Below are 21,197 nucleotides of genomic sequence, written 5' to 3'. Positions count from 1 at the left end.
ATTATGCTTTTGTAATTAAAATTTTTGAATTGTCCATGTTTATTGTTTTCTTGATAAAGTTTACATATTCATTATATTTTTCTTTTGGATAGGCTCCTTTATTTATTTGTATTTTTCTTTTCACAATAATTTCTTCTCCATTCTTTACAAAATTTAAAGTATAGAACCCATATTCAGATTTGAGGTTAATATTTTCGGGAGTCTCTTCTATTTTATATCCATTGGGAAGGCTGAAACTGATTTCATATTCGTCTTCATAAGACTGCCCGATTTCAAAAGGAAGCTCTCGGCTTTCATCCGTTTTATGGATTGCATCATTATATATAGGAACCGCTCTGAATATTAAGCTGTTCCCAACTTTCTTCGCATAATGAATTGCTTTAAAATCAATGTCATAGGTTATAAAAGCTTTGTCTCTATTATTGACAAAGTTTTTCATCTCTACTTTTTCAAAGTTTAAAATATCCAAAGATCTTTTCACAGCATCATTTCTTTCTTTAGGGCTAAAACCGGTAAATACTAAATTATAATCATATTGATATCCTGTGTAATGAAAGTTTCCTTCACCTTGAATACTGTTATCCTCTCCTACCTTGATTTTCAGGATTTGCTTTTCTTTATTCTGCTCGGCAGAATATACAGGAGTATTGATCAGTTCTATTCCATTTTTTTTAACTGAAAGCACATTTCGGTCTGTTGTGTTAAAACCCAGATGGTTGAATGCAATTTGCTGGGATGTATTCTCAAGCCAGATATTACCTTTTTCTGTGGGTACCATTAAAATAGCATGATTTCCTCCCATTCTAGGAAAGTCCGGATCAAAAGATATCTGAGAAGCTCCGGAATTAATCACACAATAATAAGAAGGTACTCCTGCTTCATCAAGAAGCGTTTTCATATAATTGGTAAGACCTTTACAGTCTCCGTATCCTTTTTTGTCAACTTCCTCTGGAAGCATTGGAAGCCACCCACCTATTCCCAGCCCCACATAGATATATCTGGTCTTATTCTGCATATATTGATAAATCGTCTTTATTTTATCCTCCACAGATCCTTGTAAGTTTAAAGCTGCAATTTCAGCTTTGATGACCGGAGTAGAAACGGCTACAGGTTCTACAAGGTTATTATAATACCATGTACCAAAATCTGTCCAGTTTGTCAAAGTACCCTGTTTTCCTGCCAGATTAAATTTCGCCAGAGAGAAGCTTACTTTCGGCAAAATTTTGACAGGTTGCGGGAGTAAAGCAATATCATCAATAGCAGGAACGTTCTTATATGTATATATCTTTTCATTGATACTGCTGCTTTCTGTAACTGATGCATAGTTAAACTTTGATGGATAAGTTTTCGTTCTAAGTTCTATCCCGGATGTATTGATAATTTTAAACTCTGCTTCTTCCAAAGATGTATTGGTAGAATAGAAAGGTACAAAGTCAGGAATAAAAACGGTATTTTTATCTGATATCTCATAAGAGAAATCTATCGTATAGGGATATTCAGTTGGCGTATAATTAAAAACCATAATTCTGCTATCAGAATAAAAAATTCCATGACGGTTATTGGCAAAATCACCAAAATCTGATTTCGAATAACTTTTTACTTTCTTTCCTGATTCATTATAGATTGTAACTTTTACATCAGAAATACTGTTTCCTTTATCATAAGGGATATAAGCAACTGCTTTATCATCACCATCTTTATTCAAAACAGTCTTTACTGTATTAATCTGATATTTTATTTCATCAATCTTATTAATATTCACAGTAGTAAGATCTTTTCGGACTACCAGATTAGCGTTTTTCTTTAAATTCTCAGGAATTGCAGAAGCTGGATAACTCTGTGCTAAATAGAATGAGGCAGTAGATAAGGCCCCTAAAATTAAAATTTTCATCATTACTGCTAATTGTAAATAAATTTTTAAAATTTTGTTTATTTTTTATCAAGCTAATTACCTGATTTCTTTTTCAGAGATAGCTTTCCAAATTTGTTTAAAAAAAGGATAATATCTTCTGAACGTTTTTTGTCATAGATTTTAATTTTTGAATAGCATTCTTTTCCCAAAGAATTATCATTCGTAATGTGATATCGAGTACTATTGTCGAGAATCTCAGCGGGAGTGTCATTTTCTATCAATGAATAAGATTTCTTCAGATCAGCTTCGTCAAAAACAGGTGGAGAGAGGAATTTACGCTGTGCAAAAAATATATTAAACATAAAACAGCTCCCTGCTACAGTAAGTTTAGTATTAATTTTCATCAATATCATATTTTTCAAAATTCTCAGGAATGGCAGAGGCAGGATAGCTCTGTGCGAAATATAATGAGGCGGTAGATAAAGCCCCCAGTACTAATATTTTCATCATCGTTATTAATATTATACAAAAATAATAAAATCTTAATAACTGTTAAAAAAAATATAAAAGGCTTCAACATGTGAAGCCTTCAACCTAATACTTAAAAAGTACAGTTTTTAATGTACCTATAAGGTAATGAACACATTATCAACTTTTCATTGCTTATTTCTGAAAAGTTATAACAGAATATTTATATTCATTCTATATTGAAATAAGAATATATATTCTGTAACATGAAGGGATAAACTTCATATTGTCTGCACTCAAATTTATAATAATTTACAATCCATATGATTCAAATACTGTAGAATTAATAATAAAGGGAAGTACAATTAATTCTACAACTTTATAGATGATCAATAAAAAAAGACTTCATTGCTGAAGTCTTTTAATTTTTTTCTTTCTATTTATTAATCATTCGGGACCAGCTTACTGTCAAAACGGTCACTTCCCAATCCCAATACAGGAATAAAAATAAACCCGAAAAGGAGAATGAGAATGGTGTACAGAGGTGTATCTTTTGCAAAGCCTTTGGCAAGTCTGTCATATACCACCCAGCATGCATAAATGTTTACCAGTGGAATAAAGAAAAGAATGATCCACCAAATCGGTTTTTTCACAATTTCCAGTAATACAATAGTGTTGTAAATAGGAATAAAGGCAGCCCACGCATCTTGTCTTCCTGCTTTCTGGAAAATTTTGTACATGCAATATCCATAGAATATATAGCAAATCAGTCCGAAGAACATTGTTCCGATCCCTAATCCTGCAGCAACTGCACCAGAAGCCGCATCTGCTCCGTTGTAAGGGTCTGTTTGTAAAAGAGTTAACATATTATTGTTTTTTTGGTTTATCCAAATATAAAAAAAGCTTCTAAATAATCAGAAGCTTTTTTATTATATTTTTAAAAAGGTTTATGCATCAATTTTTGCATATTTCGCATTTTTCTCGATAAATTCTCTTCTTGGCGGAACTTCATCTCCCATCAGCATTGAGAAAATACTGTCTGCTTCCACTGCATTATCAATGGTTACCTGCTTCAGAATTCTGTGTTCAGGATTCAATGTAGTTTCCCACAGCTGTTCAGGGTTCATCTCTCCAAGACCTTTGTAACGTTGTACCTCTACTCCTTTTCCGTCCGGAGACATTTCTAAAGTAAATTCCTCACGCTCTTTTTCGTTATAAGCATATACTTTTTTGTTTCCTTTCTTTAAAAGATATAAAGGTGGTTGAGCGATATAGATATAACCATTCTCAATAAGTTCCTTCATATATCTGAAGAAGAAAGTAAGAATCAGTGTTGAAATGTGAGATCCGTCAATATCGGCATCGGTCATAATTACGATCTTGTGGTATCTTAATTTTGCCAGGTTCAATGCTTTGCTGTCTTCCTCAGTTCCCACAGAAACCCCAAGAGCAGTATAGATATTTCTGATCTCTTCATTATCATATACTTTGTGAAGCATAGATTTCTCTACGTTCAGAATTTTACCTCTTAACGGAAGGATAGCCTGGAAATGTCTGTCTCTTCCCTGCTTAGCCGTACCCCCTGCGGAATCTCCCTCTACAAGGAAGATTTCAGATTCTGCCGGATCTTTTGATGAACAGTCTGATAATTTCCCTGGAAGACCGGAACCTCCCATCGGAGATTTTCTCTGAACCATTTCACGGGCTTTTTTTGCAGCCTGTCTTGCTTTTGCAGCCAAAACCACCTTCTGAACGATCTGTTTCGCTTCATTTGGGTTCTCTTCAAGGAAATTGGTAAGCATTTCCCCTACAATTTTATCTACAGCCCCGGAAACTTCAGAGTTTCCTAATTTTGTTTTAGTCTGTCCTTCAAACTGAGGTTCCATTACTTTTACAGAAACTACAGCTGTTAATCCTTCACGGAAATCATCTCCTGTAACTTCTACTTTCTCTTTCTGTGGAATTCCTAAATCATCAGCATATTTTTTAAGGGTTCTCGTCAAAGCACGTCTGAAACCTGCAAGGTGAGTTCCTCCTTCATGAGTGTTGATGTTGTTGACGTAAGAGTGAAGATTTTCGTTGAAAGAAGTGTTGTAACGCATTGCTACTTCTACAGGAATATCGTCTCTTTCACCTTCCATGAAGATCACATGCTCCATGATAGATTCACGGTTGCCATCAATATAAGCAACGAATTCTTTTAATCCGCCTTCAGAATGAAAAACTTCTGAACGGAAAGATCCGTCTTCCAGTTTTTCTCTTTCATCCGTTAAAGTAATGGTAATTCCTTTATTAAGATAAGAAAGCTCTCTTAAACGGCTTGCTAATGTATCGTAATTATAAATTAGTTCTGTAAAGATGGTATCATCCGGCTGGAAAAACTGCTTGGTACCTCTTTTTTCGCTGTGACCAATCTCCTCAACACCTGTCTGGGCTTTTCCTCTTGAATAAATCTGCTGGTAAACGTTTCCGTCTCTGTAAACCGTAGTGATCATCTCATTGGAAAGGGCATTCACACACGAAACCCCAACTCCGTGAAGACCTCCTGAAACCTTATAAGAGTCTTTGTCAAACTTACCTCCGGCTCCAATTTTTGTCATTACCACTTCAAGGGCAGATTTCTGCTCTTTTTCGTGGAAATCAACCGGGATACCTCTACCGTTATCACTTACCTCAATTCCGTTTCCTTCCTTGATGCTAACGAAGATCGTGTCGCAGTACCCTGCCAATGCCTCGTCAATAGAGTTATCTACTACTTCATAAACCAAGTGGTGAAGTCCTCTGACTCCTACATCACCAATGTACATTGAAGGACGCATACGAACGTGTTCCATTCCTTCCAATGCCTGAATACTACTAGCTGTATATTGTTTTTGACTCATATTAAAAATTAAAAATCCTGCTATATGCAAAGACTCACAAATATCGTGATTTTTTTCGAGGTATGAAAGTTAAAAAGTGTCAAAAAAATGTGGAGTTTTCTTTAGAAAAACATAAGGATTGGTAAGCCGGTAAAAGAAACAAAATTAAAATGTATTGATGAGATAGCAACTGTTGTAAATCATATTCAACATCAATAATTTATGCTTAAATTTATTAACTGAAAAGTTGAACTTATGGATGATTTTATCGCAGCACGCGCTCAGATGGCACTCTCTCTGGGCTTTCATATCATATTCTCCTGTGTGGGTATGGTGATGCCCTTTCTGATGGCTTTTGCCCATTGGAAATATCTGAAAACCAATAACGAGGTATATAAAGGACTGACAAAAGCATGGAGCAAAGGGGTGGCTATCCTTTTTGCAACGGGAGCCGTTTCAGGAACGATGCTTTCTTTTGAACTTGGGCTTCTATGGCCAGGGTTTATGAAACATGCAGGTCCGATTTTCGGGATGCCTTTTTCTCTGGAAGGAACGGCCTTTTTCATCGAAGCGATTGCCATTGGTTTCTTTTTATATGGATGGGAAAGATTCAATAAATGGTTTCACTGGTTCTGTGGTTTTCTTGTAGGAGTAAGCGGGTTGGCTTCCGGAATTCTTGTAGTAGCGGCCAATTCCTGGATGAACTCTCCTACCGGTTTCGATTATATCAATGGACAGTATCTTAATATAGATCCTATCAAAGCGATGTTTAATGATGCATGGTTTCCGCAGGCTCTTCATATGACCGTTGCTGCGTTTTGTGCAACAGGATTTGCTGTAGCAGGAGTACACGCTTTTATGATTATGCGAAAAAGAAATATTGAATTCCATACCAAAGCTTTTAGAATTGCCGTAGGTTTTGCCTTGATCGGAGCATTCGGTGCACCTTTAAGTGGAGATGTTGCTGCAAAATCGGTGGCAGAAAGACAACCTATCAAACTGGCAGCTATGGAAGCTCATTTTGAAACTGAAAAAGGGGCTTCATTTGTGATTGGAGGAATTCCTGATGAAGAAAAAGAAGAAGTGAAATATGCAGTAAAAATTCCAAAAGTTTTGAGTTTTCTGGTGAGTAATGATTTTAATTCTGAAGTAAAAGGTCTTAAGGATTTCCCTAGAGATGAATGGCCTCCGATTGCTGTGGTTCATTATGCTTTTCAGATTATGATTTTCTTCGGTGTGGTGATGATTGTTATCGGAGCTGTCTATTTATATGCCTTCTTCTTCAAAAAAGAATGGCTGAATAAAAACTGGTTATTAAAAACCTTTTTAATCGCAACACCTTTTGGATATATTGCTCTGGAAGCGGGATGGACTGTAACAGAAGTCGGAAGACAGCCCTGGATTATTTATGGAATTATGAGGACAGCAGATGCGGTAACTCCTATGCCGGGAATACAGTATTCATTCTATTTCTTCACGGCTATTTTCGTATCATTATCATTGATCCTTGTTTTCCTTTTAAAGAGACAGATTCAAATGGTACCGAAGCTTTACGATCCTACCGATGCTCAGTTTAACGATAAAAACAAAAAATCATGATTTACATTGTAATAGGTTTTCTCTGGCTATCCATCTGTCTTTATATTATTCTGGGAGGAGCTGACTTTGGAGCAGGTATTGTAGAAATGTTCACCAATAAAAAAGCCCGCCATAAAACCCATGAGATTATGTATGAATCTATTGCTCCTGTTTGGGAAGCCAATCACATGTGGCTTATCATTGCGATTGTAATTCTCTTCGTTGGTTTTCCTGAGATTTATACCACCATGTCTACCTACCTTCATATTCCTTTAGTACTGATGCTTTTGGGAATTATTGCAAGAGGAACAGCCTTTACGTTCAGGCATTATGATGCTGTGAAAGACAATTGGCAGGTTTTATACACTCATATTTTCTACTACGCAAGCCTTTTAACACCTTTCTTTTTGGGATTAATAGCTGCTGCTACGGTTTCACATTCTATCAATCCTGATGCTGTAGGTTTTCTGGATTTGTATGTATTCAGCTGGTTGAACTGGTTTGGGGTTTCTGTGGGCTTATTTACGGTAGCCCTTTGTGCTTATCTTGCTTCTATCTTTTCATTAAGAGAAACCCGTGATAAGGCCGATCTTTTGTTAATGATCAGAAAATCCAAGCAGACAATGATCTTCGTGGTAATTACAGGTATTTTGGTATTTGTGACCGCTTATATTTCAGATATTCCTCTTTTGATGTGGGTATTTTCTAAACCTTTGGGTATTATGGCGATTGCTTTTGCTACGATAGCTTTATTGCTTATTTTAAGAGCGATGAACCGTCAAAAACTACTTCCCGTACGTGCTTTGGCAGGATTCCAGATGGTGATGATTTTAGTAGCGGCAACGTATCAGCATAATCCGGATATTATTTTATTAGGAAACGGACAGCATCTTTCATTACTGGAACATATGGCTCCTGAAAAAACTATCGCTGCATTGGGATGGGCATTGATGCTGGGATCACTATTTATTCTTCCTTTCTTATTTTATCTGATGGCTTCTTTCAGTAAGTTAAGAAAATAAATATATGCAGACTTATAAAGACAAAACAGAACTCATTGAAGAGCTAAAGAAAAGATATCTTCTCTATGATCAGGAATTTAATGATATCAAAGAAGAGGACAAAGATCTTTTGCAGCCGGGAGTTGATAAAACTCCATCACAAAATATTTCCTATCAATTGGGTTGGACTCACCTCCTTTTACAATGGGAATCTGATGAAAGCAAAGGAATTGAAGTAAAAACGCCCACTCCTGAATACAAATGGAATAACCTGGGAGGATTGTACCAGTCTTTTTATAATGAATATGGTTCTCATACTTTACAAGAACAAAGAGAACTGCTTCGAAATCACGTGGATGAAATTATCAACTGGATAGAAAACCTTAGTGATGACACACTATTCACTCCCGGACGGAGAAAATGGGCAACGACTCCCGCCCAGTGGCCGGTTTGGAAATGGATTCATATCAATACCGTAGCTCCCTTTAAAAACTTCAGGGCACAGCTCCGGAAATGGAAAAAAGAAAAAGGTACAGCATAGTTCTGTACCTTTTATATTATATTTAGATCTTCTGAAAAATCTTAAGCCAGTTTCATCAAAAGATTTTCGTCAATTTTCTCTACTTTCACAATATTATTTTTTGTCAAAGTCTTGGAAGCTTTATCCCATTTTTTACCGGATAACTGGCTTCTTTCTTTTACTTCTGCCAAAGCCATCGGCTCTTCCTGGGAATTAAGGATTTCAAGGATTACTTTTTCATCCTCTCCTAATTCAATTTGTGGAACTGCTTTTTCAGGTCTCATCTGAGGGAAGAATAATACTTCCTGGATTGAGGCATTATTCGTTAAGAACATGATTAATCTGTCCATACCGATACCTAATCCTGAAGTTGGCGGCATACCGTATTCCAATGCTCTTAAGAAGTCCTGATCGATGAACATAGCTTCATCATCTCCTCTTTCAGATAACGCCATTTGTGCTTCAAAACGTTCTCTCTGATCGATAGGATCATTAAGCTCTGAATATGCATTAGCGATTTCTTTACCGCATACCATTAATTCAAAACGCTCTGTTAAGCCTTCTTTGCTTCTGTGTTTCTTTGTCAGTGGAGACATTTCGATCGGATAATCCGTAATGAAAGTCGGCTGAATGAAGTTTCCTTCACATTTCTCACCGAAGATTTCATCGATTAATTTTCCTTTACCCATCGTCTCATTTACTTCGATACCGATAGATTTTGCGAAATCATATAATTCCTTCTCAGTTTTTCCGGTGATATCGAAACCTGTAAATTTCAGGATCGCTTCTGTCATGGAAACTCTTGGATAAGGAGCTTTGAAATCTACTTCATGTTCCCCGAATGTAGCTTTTGTAGTTCCGTTTACCTGGATAGCACAGAATTCCAGTAATTTCTCAGTGAAATCCATCATCCAGTTGTAATCTTTGTACGCTACATAGATTTCCATAGCAGTAAACTCAGGATTGTGCGTTCTGTCCATTCCTTCATTTCTGAAGTTTTTAGAGAACTCGTATACTCCGTCAAAACCACCTACGATCAGTCTTTTCAGATATAATTCGTTGGCAATTCTTAAATATAATGGAATATCTAATGCATTGTGGTGCGTGATAAACGGTTTTGCTGCAGCTCCACCAGGAATTGACTGTAGGATTGGTGTTTCCACTTCAAAATATCCTGCATCATTAAAGAATGTTCTCATGGCATTGAACAATTTTGTTCTTTTCACGAAAATTTCTTTTATCTGTGGGTTTACCGTTAAATCTACATAACGCTGTCTGTATCTTAATTCAGGATCTGTAAAACCATCGTGTACTACTCCGTTTTCATCAGTTTTAGCCTGAGGCAGCGGGCGTAAAGCCTTTGTAAGAAGCGTAAAGTTTTTCACTAAAACCGTCTTCTCTCCTACCTGAGTGGTAAACAATTCTCCCTCAATACCGATAATATCTCCAATATCCAGAAGGTGCTTGTAAACTTCATTATAGAGTTCTTTATCTTCACCCGGACAGATCTCGTCTCTGTTAAAATAAACCTGGATTTTTCCTTTAGAATCCTGCAATTCTGCAAAAGAAGCCTTTCCTTGAATTCTGCGGGACATCAATCTACCAGCGATCTTCACCTGTTTACTTTCAGAAAAATCCTGTTTTATAGATTCTGTAGTATCTGTAATTATATACTCATCCGCAGGGAACGCATTAATCCCCATTTCAGTAAGCTTATTCAGCTTTTCTCTTCTAATGATTTCTTGTTCTGATAATTGCATTTCTTATTTTTCTAAAAGCGTACAAATTTAGGCATTTTTGACATGACCGTCAATGGCTTTTTTAAGAAATTTTAAAAAGTGGTAAAGATGCGGGGTATTGGGGTTCAGGATACGGGTTAATGAGATTCGAGATGTGCACTATCGTGCTATAAACTTTAAACCTTGAACCTTAAATGAACCAGGTCTTCCTGTCTTTTCGAGGAATAAACGTCCACGCCAGCATTCTGCTTACTTTTTGTCCCTGAGCCATATCGATGGTTTTCACCTCTACAGCATTTACTTTCTTTAAAAGATTGTTGAGTTTATTGAGATTGTCTTTTTTGGAAACCAGACACGTGAACCAAAGAACCTGTGATGAAAACAATGTGCTTTCATTGATCATTTTAGTAATAAAAGCGAGTTCACCACCTTCACACCAAAGTTCAGACTGCTGACCGCTGAAGTTAAGAAGAGGTTTTGTTTTCTTTGATTGATGGAGATTTTTTGTTTTCCTGATATTTCCCTTCATTGCAGATTCTTCGGAATCATGAAAAGGAGGATTGCACATGGTGAAAGTAAACCTTTCTTCCGCACCGATGATATTGGTAAAGATATGATCAGCCTCAGGCTGAATTTTTAGCTGAATAACAGAGGAAAGATCTTCATTCTGATCCAGAATATGCTGAGCATTTTTTAAAGAATCCTGATTGATATCCGTTCCCAGCATGGTCCAGCCATAAGATTTGCAGCTGATTAAAGGATACACGAGATTCGCGCCTGTTCCTATGTCTAATCCTTTTACAGAATGTCCTGTGGGAATTTTGTTAAGTGGTTCACCTAATAGATCGGCAATATAATGTACATAGTCTGCCCTTCCCGGGATCGGTGGACAAAGATTGGTGTCAGGAATGTCCCAGCCTTTAATGTTGTAGAAATGTAAGAGTAAGGCTTTGTTGAGCAGTTTTACAGCCTGTGAAATGCTGAAATTAATGGTTGCCGTCTGATAGGCATTCGTAAAAACATAGTGTTTCAGTTCCGGCACACAAGAAATAAGCTGATCAAAATCGTAGGGATTACGATGCAGATTTCTTGTGTGCAGACTGGATTTTTCAGCAGGCATATTTTATTTCTTCTGACTTAAAATATATTCCACCATTTTTTTGGCATCTTCTTTAGATACCTGAGGATGAGCAGCCATAGGGACACTTCCCCATACTCCACTTCCGCCTTCTATAATTTTGGAAGCCAGCAGTTCAGTATCCTTTTCAGAGTACTTTCCTGCAATTTCCTGATAAGAAGGTCCTATCATTCTCTCATTCACAGAGTGGCAGCCTGAGCAGTCCAATGTTTCCATGATCTGATCACCGGAAAGATGAGACTGAGCAGGTTCTGAAACAGCTGTAGCTTCAGAAGAAGATGCCACTTCTGCTGTATTTTCTTTTTTAGAACAGGAAATGATCATAAGACCCAGTGTTCCTGCCAAAAGTATTTTTTTCATTATTTCTTCGCTGTAGAATCTGTTTTAGCAGCTTCAGGGGCAGGGGCAGCCGGAGTTGCAGCAGCTGGAGCAGCAGTTTTAGCAGTAGAATCTACCACTGTAGTTGCTTCCGGTTCCTCAAGCATTGTGTTGCTATCCTGTAAAGAGTGATCTGGCTTCTTTTTGCAGCTTGCCAATAATAAACCTCCGATAAATGCGATTGCTAATACTTTTTTCATTTTTTTCTAATTTGGAAGCAAAAATATAAAAAATAAACTTTTAAACTTATGACAAATGTTTTCTTTAGGAAATATTTTTGAGACCAGGATCTGTACAACTGGTAAAAAAATAATTCAAACATGGGAGAATTCTAAATTAGGTTAGTATTTTTGTATATCGGATGATCCGAGCCAAAAATCAACGTATTAATTTAAAAATGTATGACCAGAAAACATGTATTGGGTACAGCTTGCTTTGCTATACTCACTTCTCTCCTTTTTTCATGTGATAATTCATCTAATGAACCACAATCAGAATATTCTGATAAAATTGAATCGGTGACGCTTTTAAAAACCACAAAATCCTGGGACGGAACTACGTATCCTGCTTACCCCTCAACTCAGCCGGAAATTTCGGTTCTTAAAATTGCTGTACCTCCCAATTCGGCACTGAGCTGGCATAAACATCCCGTCATCAATGCGGCGTATGTAGAAAAAGGTGAAATTCAGATTGAAAGAAAAGAGGATGGAAAAACGCAATGGATAAAAAAAGGTCAGGTGCTTCCTGAAATGGTTAATACCGGCCACAGAGGTAAAACCGGAGACCTCGGAGCAACGCTGATTGTTTTCTACAGCGGAACTCCGGACATTCCTTTATCTGAGCCAGTACAATAAATAGCTCAAATGCTGGGTTCGCAAGGTAATGATGATAAAACTTTATTTTTTTGTTTGCAAAGATCTTCATTCAGCTAATGACAGCGTATTTTGCTAAGTGAAACGCCCTTGCGATCATTTAATAATCATTTAATAACATCTTTGCGATCTCAGCGGTTAAATAAATGATTATTATAGTTATCTTTAATCCATGGTTTTAATTTCAAAAATTCTGTTTTTCACCAGTCATCATGGTTTTTATACTGTGGTTCTGTTGTTTGCATTCTTTGGATTGCTCTCCTATCTGACCAAAAAAGCATGGTTTTTGATTCCGATCATTCCACTTGCTATATTGAATGGTTTTGGAGGACAGTTTCTAAATGCATGGTTTTTAAACAAATACGGAGTAGAAAGCACAGCTATTATCACCTCTGATGTAGAAACCAATTCTACTCTGAATGACATGTACATCCACGATTATGAAGCTATTGTAAAGAAACAGGACGGAAAATATACCACTACCTTTTTCTCCACTACTACTGCAGCCATTTATCCTATCAGAAATTCAATCAGAATTCCGGGTGATAAGGATATTCCTGTAAAATACATTCCAGGATATGAAAAAAACATGGTCATCCTTTATGATCAATCCAGGGAAGGAAAAATTGTATTACAAAATGAAAAAATGGCTCCTGTGAATTCTGCAAGAATCAAATATGAAGCAGACAGAGCAAATAAACAATTCATTGAAGAATATATTGCTGCATTGGAAGATTATGTAAAAGACTATGATGATGAAACTTACAGAGAAAAAATCAAAGTATTAAAACAAGAACTCAGACAGCTTAAATAAGAGGTTTCAATGTTAAGTTTTTTTATTTTCAGAAATTTTTTCGTCTTTGTATAAAAAAAATTTCTACATTTGTCCTATGTTTAAAATGAACAACAATATTTGGTGGTGGCTTTCAAACTCTTCGTCGGGTCTGGAGGTATTGTCATGTTGTTAATTACAGCAGAAATAATCAAAAAACAATATATAGGCTTTGACGGATACCGTTAAAGCCTTTTTTTATTCCTTAATCTCACAAAAAACAATAAAATGTTGACCAAAACAATTACGATAAAAACCGTTTCGAAAAAAACACTGGGAGACCTTCATACTCCCATGAATATTTACCTTAAGATCAGGGATAAATTCCGTGATACAATTCTTCTGGAAAGTTCAGATTCAAAAAGTATTGATAATAACTTTTCCTTCATCGCCGTGAATGCCATTGCCGGAATTGAGGTGAAAAATCTTAACGAATATGAAATCAAACTTCCTTCTTCTGCTCCCGTAAAGCAATTTATTATGGAGCGGAATATTACAGATGTATTTGAAGAGTTTCGTCAGATTTTTAAATGTGAAGAAACCAGTGATCCTATTGAGCAGACGGCTCAGAGCCTTTTTGGCTACACAAGTTTTGAAGCGGTACAGTTTTTTGAAAACATCAGCCTTAAAGCACAAAGCAAGGAAGTAGAGATTCCTGTTTTAAGATATAGATTGTACCAATATGTGATTGCTATCAATCATTTTAATGATGAAATGTATATTATTGAAAACTGTATTGATGGCGTAAAATCTGAATTCCATCTGTTGGAAAATCTCATTAAAAATCAGAATACTCCGGTTTACCCATTCGAGAAAATAAACGAAGAAACATCTAATATTACAGATGAAGAATATATTGAACTGGTAAAAACAGCTCAGAAACACTGTATGCGCGGAGATGTCTTCCAGCTGGTTCTCAGTAGAAGATTCGAGCAGAAATTCAAAGGTGATGAGTTCAACGTGTATCGTGCTTTGAGAAATATCAATCCTTCTCCTTACTTATTCTATTTTGATTACGGAAATTACAAATTATTCGGATCGAGTCCTGAAAGCCAGTTAATCATCAAAAACAATAAAGCCATTATTCACCCGATTGCAGGAACATCCAAAAGAACAGGAAATTTTGAAGCTGACCTTGAAGCTATTGAAGTTCTGAAAGCCGATCCTAAAGAAAATGCAGAACATACTATGCTGGTGGATCTGGCAAGAAATGATCTTGGAAAACTCGGAAAAAATGTAACGGTTACCAAGCTTAAAGAAATCCAGCTGTTCTCTCATGTTATTCATATGGTAAGTGAGGTGACTGCAGATGTTGCTGATGACATCAATCCTCTGGAAATGGTTTCCGCTACTTTCCCCCAGGGAACACTGAGTGGTGCACCCAAGCATAAAGCGCTTCAGCTGATCAATCAATATGAAAAGGATTCCCGCGGCTATTATGGCGGCTGTATCGGAATCATCGGACTGAACGGAACCTGCAACCAGGCCATTATGATCAGAACTTTCTTAAGTAGAAACAATACCTTATTCTATCAGGCTGGTGCCGGTCTTGTAGCAAAATCTGTCCCTGAAAGTGAATTACAGGAAGTCAACAACAAACTGAATGCACTGAAAAAAGCAGTAGAAAAAGCAGAAAAAATAGTTGAAAAATAAACCCACCTGCTAACAACAAAAAACAACCAGCAACTATCTAACAAAAAAAGCAATGAACAGCAATATAAACACTCAGCAGACGCCACTTAAAGTTCTCGTTTTCGACAACTACGACAGCTTTACCTATAACCTTGTTCAGATTATCGAAAGAATTCTGAACCAAAGAGTAGATGTGGTAAGAAACGATGAAATTACCCTTGAAGAGATTGAAAAATACGACAAAATCATCCTTTCTCCCGGTCCCGGAATTCCTGAAGAAGCAGGTATTTTATTAGACCTTATTAAAGAATATGCTCCTTCAAAAAGTATCCTTGGAGTATGTCTCGGACAGCAGGCCATTGCTGAAGCTTTCGGAGGGAGTCTGATCAATTTGTCCGAAATCTTTCACGGAGTGGCTACCACTACCGATCTGGTGAAAGAAGACACCAAATTATTTAAGGATTTACATTCAGGATTGGAAGTAGGAAGATACCACAGCTGGGCAGTCAATACTGAAGATTTTCCGGAAGAACTGGAAATTACGGCTGTAGATAAAGATGGAATGATCATGGCTTTGCAGCACAAAACCTATGATGTACACGGAGTACAGTTTCACCCTGAAAGCATTTTAACGCCGGAAGGAGAAGTAATCATTAAAAACTTTCTGTTGTCATGAAAACTTTGGAAAGTCCTTCAACAACCATAAAAATACCACAAATGAAAGAAATACTTCAATACCTGTTCAACCATAATACGCTTTCAAAATCAGAAGCGAAGGCTACCATGATTGAGATTGCACAGAATAAATTCAACGCTGCGGAAGTGACTGCTTTTATCAGTGTTTTTCTGATGCGGAATATCACATTGAAAGAGCTGGAAGGTTTCAGAGAAGCATTATTACAGATGGCTGTTCCTGTAAACATCGATGCCAGTGATGCGATTGATATTGTAGGAACCGGAGGAGACGGAAAAGATACCATCAATATATCCACTCTGGCCAGTCTTGTAGTAGCCGGGGCCGGACAGAAGGTAATAAAACATGGAAATTACGGTGCTTCTACCACTACAGGCTCTTCCAATGTACTGGAAGAACTGGGATACCAGTTTAAAAACAGCTCAGAACAATTGAATGAAGATCTTGAAAGGGCTAACATCTGCTTTTTGCACGCTCCTTATTTTCATCCTGCGCTGCAATCTGTCGGATTATTAAGAAAATCGCTGGGATTAAGAACCTTCTTTAATCTTTTGGGTCCTTTGGTCAATCCGGCAAAGCCCCGATATTCAATGATTGGAGTTTATAATCTGGAAATTGCAAGAATTTATCAGTATCTTCTTCAAAAGGAAGAACGTGAATTTATTCTGGTACATGGTCTTGACGGATATGATGAAATAAGTCTTACCGGCGACAGCAAAATCATCACCAAAAACGGAGAAGAAATTTATTCTGCAGAAGATTTAGGTTTCAATCCGGTAACGCTGGAAGATATTAAAGCAGGAAACTCCATTCGGGAAACGGCAAAAATATTTATGAATATTCTGGAAGGAAAAGGTACAGAACAGCAGAACTCAGTAATTCTTGCCAACGCTTCAGCCGCACTTTACAACACCCATAAATTCGGGACCTACGATAACTGTCTTCTCATGGCTGATGAAAGTCTGCAAAGCGGAAAAGCATTGAATAGTTTTAATCTTTTGATCCAATAAGATTCACCATTCACTTGCAAAGCAAAATTCACTATTGACTACATTACAGACACAAAAAAATGACTATACTTGATAAAATTATTGAACGAAAAAAAGAGGAAATTGCTGCCGCAAAATTGCGCATTTCCCTTGACAGGTTAAAAGACACCTCTTTCTTTGGAAGGCCAACCTATTCATTAAAAGAATCTATCAAAAATAAAAGCGGAATTATCGCTGAGTTTAAAAGACAATCACCTTCAAAAGGGATCATCAATAATAATGTACAGCCTTTGGAAGTAGTTTCTGCTTACGAAAATTCTGGAGCCAGCGGGATTTCTATCCTGACTGATCATGATTTTTTCGGAGGAGATTTAAATGATATTCTCAGTGTAAGAAATGACATCAATATTCCGATTCTGCGAAAAGATTTTATGATTGATGAATACCAATTTTACGAAGCTAAAAGCATCGGTGCTGATGTTGTCCTGCTGATCGCATCATGCCTTTCACCGGATCAGGTACAGGAATTTACCGAATTAGCTCACCAACTGAAATTGGAGGTTTTACTGGAAATTCATACAGAAGATGAACTGAAGCATTTCAATTCAAAAATTGATTTGGTAGGAATTAATAACAGAAACCTTAAAGATTTTAAAGTTGATCTTCAGCATTCCGTTCAGCTGAAAAACCAGCTTCCAAAAGGCGTTTTGTCTGTTGCAGAAAGCGGTATTTACAATCTTAAAGATTTTCAGTTTTTAAAAGAAAAAGGATTCGACGGTTTCCTGATGGGCGAATATTTCATGAAAAATACAGATCCGGCCAAAGCTTTTGAAGAATTCGCTTCTCAAATTTAAACTCAATAACAATGAACCTGCAACCTACAACCTCAAACCTGCCACCTCAACTCAAAGTCTGCGGTCTTACAAAACCGGATCAGATTCAGGAATTGATTGCTATGAAAACAGATTTTCTCGGTTTTATCTTCTATGAAAAATCGCCGAGATATGTTTTGAATCATCTGAGTCTGGAAGAGATCTCAACCATTGATCATCAGGGAAAAGTGGGCGTTTTTGTCAATGAAGAAGCAGATATCATTGTAAAGATTGTTCAGCATGCAGATTTGAATTTTGTACAGCTTCACGGTGATGAAAGCAATGATTTTATTGCTGAACTAAGACAAAAACTGAATCCTAAGGTTGGAATCATTAAAGTAATCAGAATAGGAAATATTGATGCTGATAACAAAGATAAAATAGCACAAACTCTTTCCTCTAACCCGCAACCTGTCACCTACTACCTATTTGATACAGACAGTAAAGCATTTGGCGGAACAGGGCAAAAATTCGACTGGAATATTCTGAATGAATTTGAGATTCCACTGCCCTACTTTCTAAGCGGCGGAATTTCTGAAGATAATATCTGTGATGTAAAAACATTGAAGCAACAGCCTTTCGCTTTGGATATCAATTCAAAATTTGAAACAGAACCCGGCAGTAAAAATATTGACCGCATAAAAAAATTTAAAACACAATTTCAACAAAATAAATAACACATAAAAAACACAAGGATGAATATACATTTGCTAAAGAAGACATTTTATAAAACATTATTTCCGCCTAAATTCGGGAATGAAAAAATCCAGAATCTGTACCACTTTGTAGCACAGAACGACAGCAATACAGAACATTGGGAAGCAGGTGGATTATTGTCCGATTTCATTTGTATTATTAAAGATTTTGAAGAAAGTGATATCCAGTATTTTTTTGAAAGAATCAGTTTATGGAACAGTTATTATCTGGTTATTATTTCAGATAAATTTTTGGAAAACCATGTAAAATCCAGTGTAAAGTATGATCTGGGATTGATTTATTCTAAAATTTTTCTGCTGTACGAAGATTCCGATCCTTATTATTTAATTGATAATCTTGAAATTGCAATTACCATGTATCAGTCGAAAATAGATAAAGCAACCTTAATTGACTTAATGCATAAAATAGAATTATTATATTATAAAAAGCTGATTACCAAACAGCAGTACGATTACCATCTCACATTTATTAATAGTTTGAACCCATGAAATATCACGTAAAAGAAACGAAAGATTTAACAGAAGCCGAAATAAAACACATCCTGGAACTTTGGGATATTTCCGCATGGAACACCATGAAATCATCCTACTTCCGCTCTTTTTTTAAAGACTCGGAATTTCATTATCTGATGGATACGGATGAAAGCATATTGGCCGTTATGAGAGTGAATTTTGATTTCACCTTACAAATAGCAGACACCGATTATTCCTTTGCAGAAGCCGTAGGACTTGTTTCTGCTCATAAAAAGAAAGGGTATGGAACCGCTTTAGTGAAACATTTCAAAGAAAATGTTACACAGAGAAACCTGGAAACCATTGGTTTCTGCCATTCGGATCTGCGTCCTTTTTATGAAAAATGTGATATCGAAATTCTTCATGATAAAGCCAGAATGATCAAAGAAAGTGTCGGTCCGGATTGGGTGAATTCTGAAGATGATGATATTTTGGTTTTTCATACCTCGCAGGAAAGAAAAGAACTGCTCAACCGGCTGAGTTCACAAAACAATGCTTATTTAATAACTAAAGAATAAAAAAATGAATTATAAAAACCCCGATGAAAACGGATATTACGGCGAGTTTGGAGGAGCCTTTATCCCCGAAATGCTCTATCCTAATGTAGAAGAACTGCAAAAAAACTATCTTGAAATCATAGAGTCTGAAGATTTTCAGGCCGAGTATCAGGATTTGCTGAAAAACTATGTTGGGCGGGCCACTCCACTCTATTTTGCTAAAAATTTAAGTCAGAAATACAAGACTCAGATCTATCTCAAACGGGAGGATCTCAACCATACCGGAGCTCACAAGATCAATAATGCCCTTGGCCAGGTTTTATTAGCGAAACGTCTTGGAAAAACCAGGATTATTGCGGAAACCGGAGCCGGACAGCATGGCGTTGCTACCGCTACAGCATGTGCTTTGCTTGGTCTAGAATGCATCGTCTATATGGGAGAAATTGATATCCAGAGACAGGCCCCAAACGTAGCGAGAATGAAAATGCTGGGAGCAGAAGTAGTGGCTGCCACTTCAGGCTCAAAAACCCTGAAAGATGCAGTAAATGAAGCATTAAGAGACTGGATCAACAATCCTGTGACGACTCATTATGTGATTGGAAGTGTAGTGGGACCTCATCCTTTTCCGGATCTTGTAGCACGATTCCAGAGTATTATTTCAAAGGAAATCAAAGAACAGCTTAAAGAGAAAATCGGAAGGGAAAATCCGGATTATGTGATTGCCTGTGTAGGTGGAGGAAGTAATGCTGCCGGAACTTTCTACCATTTTGTAGAGGAAAAAGAGGTGAAAATCATTGCTGCTGAAGCCGGAGGATTGGGAATGGATTCCGGAAAATCTGCTGCTACTACTTTCCTGGGAACGCTTGGTGTTCTTCACGGAAGCAAAAGTCTTGTGATGCAGACAGCAGACGGCCAGGTTATTGAGCCCCACTCTATTTCTGCCGGACTGGATTATCCGGGAATCGGGCCTTTTCATGCGCACTTATTTAAAGAAAAAAGAGCTGAATTCTTTAGCATTAATGATGATGAAGCTTTGAAATGTGCCTTTGAACTCACCAGACTGGAAGGAATTATTCCTGCACTGGAAAGTTCTCATGCGCTGGCTGTTCTGGATAAGAAGAAATTTAATGAAAATAATGTTGTGGTCATTTGCCTGAGCGGTCGTGGAGATAAGGATATGGAAACATATCTTAAAGAAATTAGAAGTTAGATACTGGAAATCAGTAAGTATTACCTAATAACAAGTATTCACCATCTAACTTCTACCCTCTAATTTCTAACCTCTATAATAAAAAAATGAAAAAACTAAATATATACTTCACAGCAGGAATTCCACAACTGGAAGATACCGCTGATATTATACAACTGATTCAGGATTCCGGGGCTGATATGATCGAAATCGGAATGCCTTATTCTGATCCTGTGGCAGACGGACCTGTCATTCAGAAAGCTCACGAACTGGCTTTACAAAACGGAATGACGATCGAAAAACTGTTATCTCAGCTAAAAGCCATCAAAGACAAAATCAACATTCCAATTATCCTGATGGGATATATCAATCCGGTATTGAGTTTCGGATTTGAGAAATTTTGTGCGGCTTGTGCGGAAAGTGGTGTCTCAGGATTGATCCTACCCGATCTTCCTCCTATTGAGTTTGAGAAAAATTATCAGCAGATTTTAAAACAATATCATCTTAATTTCACTTTCCTTGTAACACCGGAAACCTCCGATGAAAGGATGATCTATCTGGATTCATTAAGTTCAGGATTTCTGTATGCCGTAAGTTCTTCTTCCACTACCGGAAATGAAAATGCGGTTTTAAAGAATGAGGACTATCTTTCCAGGCTCGCTGCTCTTCCACTTAAAAATCCGGTGATGATTGGGTTTGGAATTAAATCGAAAGATGACTTCGAAAATGTAACGGAAAAAGCGGATGGTGGTATCATCGGAACTGCTTTCGTGAATATTTTACTTCAGGATAGAGACTGGAAGAAGAATGCCATAGATTTTATCCATTCCATAAAAGGGTAAAATTCACTAAATTT

22 protein-coding genes are annotated in these 21,197 nt (G+C 36.9%); 14 read left to right on the top strand and 8 right to left on the bottom strand.

The features are described from left to right. Position 1 precedes the first annotated feature (1 nt). From AC5YGI_RS18175 to gyrB, 4 genes are all read right to left on the bottom strand, one after another. Positions 2-1,894 (bottom strand): DUF3858 domain-containing protein, encoded by a 1,893-nt coding sequence (locus tag AC5YGI_RS18175; RefSeq protein ID WP_496169158.1) that lies wholly within the window; start codon positions 1,892-1,894, stop codon positions 2-4. 50 nt (positions 1,895-1,944) lie between these two features. After that, entirely contained in the window at positions 1,945-2,256 is a 312-nt protein-coding gene (locus AC5YGI_RS18170; protein ID WP_496169157.1) for a hypothetical protein, read from the bottom strand. A gap of 507 nt (positions 2,257-2,763) precedes the next feature. Then, the gene (locus tag AC5YGI_RS18165) at positions 2,764-3,186 is read right to left on the bottom strand and encodes a DUF5684 domain-containing protein (protein WP_330745753.1); all 423 of its coding nucleotides are present in this window, start codon (positions 3,184-3,186) and stop codon (positions 2,764-2,766) included. A gap of 81 nt (positions 3,187-3,267) precedes the next feature. After that, positions 3,268-5,202: a DNA topoisomerase (ATP-hydrolyzing) subunit B gene (gene gyrB / locus AC5YGI_RS18160; protein WP_227943933.1), complete on the bottom strand. Its 1,935-nt coding sequence runs from the start codon at positions 5,200-5,202 to the stop codon at positions 3,268-3,270. 234 nt (positions 5,203-5,436) lie between these two features. On the opposite strand from gyrB, the gene AC5YGI_RS18155 reads away from it, so the two are divergent. Genes AC5YGI_RS18155 through AC5YGI_RS18145 form a run of 3 tightly spaced genes read left to right on the top strand, consistent with a single transcriptional unit; the run spans position 5,437 to position 8,301 of the window. After that, positions 5,437-6,780, top strand: a complete 1,344-nt coding sequence (locus tag AC5YGI_RS18155; protein ID WP_227943934.1) for a cytochrome ubiquinol oxidase subunit I — start codon at positions 5,437-5,439, stop codon at positions 6,778-6,780. Further along, on the top strand, positions 6,777-7,781 hold the full coding sequence (locus AC5YGI_RS18150) for a cytochrome d ubiquinol oxidase subunit II (RefSeq protein ID WP_446106332.1): 1,005 nt from the start codon (positions 6,777-6,779) through the stop codon (positions 7,779-7,781). The genes AC5YGI_RS18155 and AC5YGI_RS18150 overlap by 4 nt, the downstream gene beginning before the upstream one ends. 4 nt (positions 7,782-7,785) lie before the next feature. Next, a complete protein-coding gene (locus AC5YGI_RS18145; protein ID WP_330745751.1) occupies positions 7,786-8,301 on the top strand; it encodes a ClbS/DfsB family four-helix bundle protein in 516 nt (171 codons plus the stop codon). 41 nt (positions 8,302-8,342) lie between these two features. Here AC5YGI_RS18145 and lysS read toward each other — a convergent pair whose 3' ends face one another. The 4 genes from lysS to AC5YGI_RS18125 all read right to left on the bottom strand — a co-directional run bounded on the left by lysS (position 8,343) and on the right by AC5YGI_RS18125 (position 11,735). After that, entirely contained in the window at positions 8,343-10,040 is a 1,698-nt protein-coding gene (gene lysS, locus AC5YGI_RS18140; RefSeq protein ID WP_330745750.1) for a lysine--tRNA ligase, read from the bottom strand. Between the two features lie 169 nt (positions 10,041-10,209). Beyond that, positions 10,210-11,139 (bottom strand): 23S rRNA (adenine(1618)-N(6))-methyltransferase RlmF, encoded by a 930-nt coding sequence (gene rlmF, locus AC5YGI_RS18135; RefSeq protein WP_496169156.1) that lies wholly within the window; start codon positions 11,137-11,139, stop codon positions 10,210-10,212. A gap of 3 nt (positions 11,140-11,142) precedes the next feature. After that, on the bottom strand, positions 11,143-11,517 hold the full coding sequence (locus AC5YGI_RS18130) for a c-type cytochrome (RefSeq protein WP_496169155.1): 375 nt from the start codon (positions 11,515-11,517) through the stop codon (positions 11,143-11,145). Further along, positions 11,517-11,735: a hypothetical protein gene (locus AC5YGI_RS18125; protein WP_110009423.1), complete on the bottom strand. Its 219-nt coding sequence runs from the start codon at positions 11,733-11,735 to the stop codon at positions 11,517-11,519. Before AC5YGI_RS18125 ends, AC5YGI_RS18130 begins: the two co-directional genes overlap by 1 nt. Positions 11,736-11,936: 201 nt before the next feature. On the opposite strand from AC5YGI_RS18125, the gene AC5YGI_RS18120 reads away from it, so the two are divergent. The 11 genes from AC5YGI_RS18120 (at position 11,937) to trpA (ending at position 21,183) form a co-directional block, all read left to right on the top strand. After that, positions 11,937-12,389 carry a cupin domain-containing protein gene (locus tag AC5YGI_RS18120; RefSeq protein WP_496169154.1) on the top strand — a complete coding sequence of 151 codons (453 nt, stop codon included), beginning with the start codon at positions 11,937-11,939 and terminating at the stop codon, positions 12,387-12,389. Positions 12,390-12,579: 190 nt separating this feature from the next. Continuing rightward, entirely contained in the window at positions 12,580-13,221 is a 642-nt protein-coding gene (locus AC5YGI_RS18115) for a hypothetical protein (RefSeq protein WP_496169153.1), read from the top strand. A gap of 246 nt (positions 13,222-13,467) precedes the next feature. Next, positions 13,468-14,892: an anthranilate synthase component I family protein gene (locus tag AC5YGI_RS18110; protein ID WP_496169152.1), complete on the top strand. Its 1,425-nt coding sequence runs from the start codon at positions 13,468-13,470 to the stop codon at positions 14,890-14,892. A gap of 52 nt (positions 14,893-14,944) precedes the next feature. After that, a complete protein-coding gene (locus AC5YGI_RS18105) occupies positions 14,945-15,547 on the top strand; it encodes an anthranilate synthase component II (protein ID WP_496169151.1) in 603 nt (200 codons plus the stop codon). Between the two features lie 41 nt (positions 15,548-15,588). Next, entirely contained in the window at positions 15,589-16,575 is a 987-nt protein-coding gene (gene trpD / locus AC5YGI_RS18100; RefSeq protein WP_496169149.1) for an anthranilate phosphoribosyltransferase, read from the top strand. A gap of 59 nt (positions 16,576-16,634) precedes the next feature. Continuing rightward, positions 16,635-17,408 carry an indole-3-glycerol phosphate synthase TrpC gene (gene trpC / locus AC5YGI_RS18095; protein ID WP_454511639.1) on the top strand — a complete coding sequence of 258 codons (774 nt, stop codon included), beginning with the start codon at positions 16,635-16,637 and terminating at the stop codon, positions 17,406-17,408. 11 nt (positions 17,409-17,419) lie between these two features. Beyond that, on the top strand, positions 17,420-18,103 hold the full coding sequence (locus tag AC5YGI_RS18090; RefSeq protein ID WP_496169147.1) for a phosphoribosylanthranilate isomerase: 684 nt from the start codon (positions 17,420-17,422) through the stop codon (positions 18,101-18,103). Positions 18,104-18,121: 18 nt separating this feature from the next. Further along, positions 18,122-18,631 carry a hypothetical protein gene (locus AC5YGI_RS18085; protein WP_496169146.1) on the top strand — a complete coding sequence of 170 codons (510 nt, stop codon included), beginning with the start codon at positions 18,122-18,124 and terminating at the stop codon, positions 18,629-18,631. Continuing rightward, on the top strand, positions 18,628-19,173 hold the full coding sequence (locus AC5YGI_RS18080) for a GNAT family N-acetyltransferase (RefSeq protein WP_496169144.1): 546 nt from the start codon (positions 18,628-18,630) through the stop codon (positions 19,171-19,173). Before AC5YGI_RS18085 ends, AC5YGI_RS18080 begins: the two co-directional genes overlap by 4 nt. A gap of 4 nt (positions 19,174-19,177) precedes the next feature. Next, complete coding sequence (trpB, locus tag AC5YGI_RS18075; protein WP_496169142.1) at positions 19,178-20,362, top strand: tryptophan synthase subunit beta; 1,185 nt, start codon at positions 19,178-19,180, stop codon at positions 20,360-20,362. Between the two features lie 62 nt (positions 20,363-20,424). After that, on the top strand, positions 20,425-21,183 hold the full coding sequence (gene trpA, locus AC5YGI_RS18070; RefSeq protein WP_496169167.1) for a tryptophan synthase subunit alpha: 759 nt from the start codon (positions 20,425-20,427) through the stop codon (positions 21,181-21,183). The last annotated feature ends 14 nt before the right edge of the window (positions 21,184-21,197 follow it).

The sequence above is a fragment of the Chryseobacterium sp. CS3K3.1 genome (genome assembly GCF_059515165.1).
The sequence above is the reverse complement of the archived record's forward strand: the minus strand, read 5'-3'. Positions and strand labels throughout refer to the sequence as shown.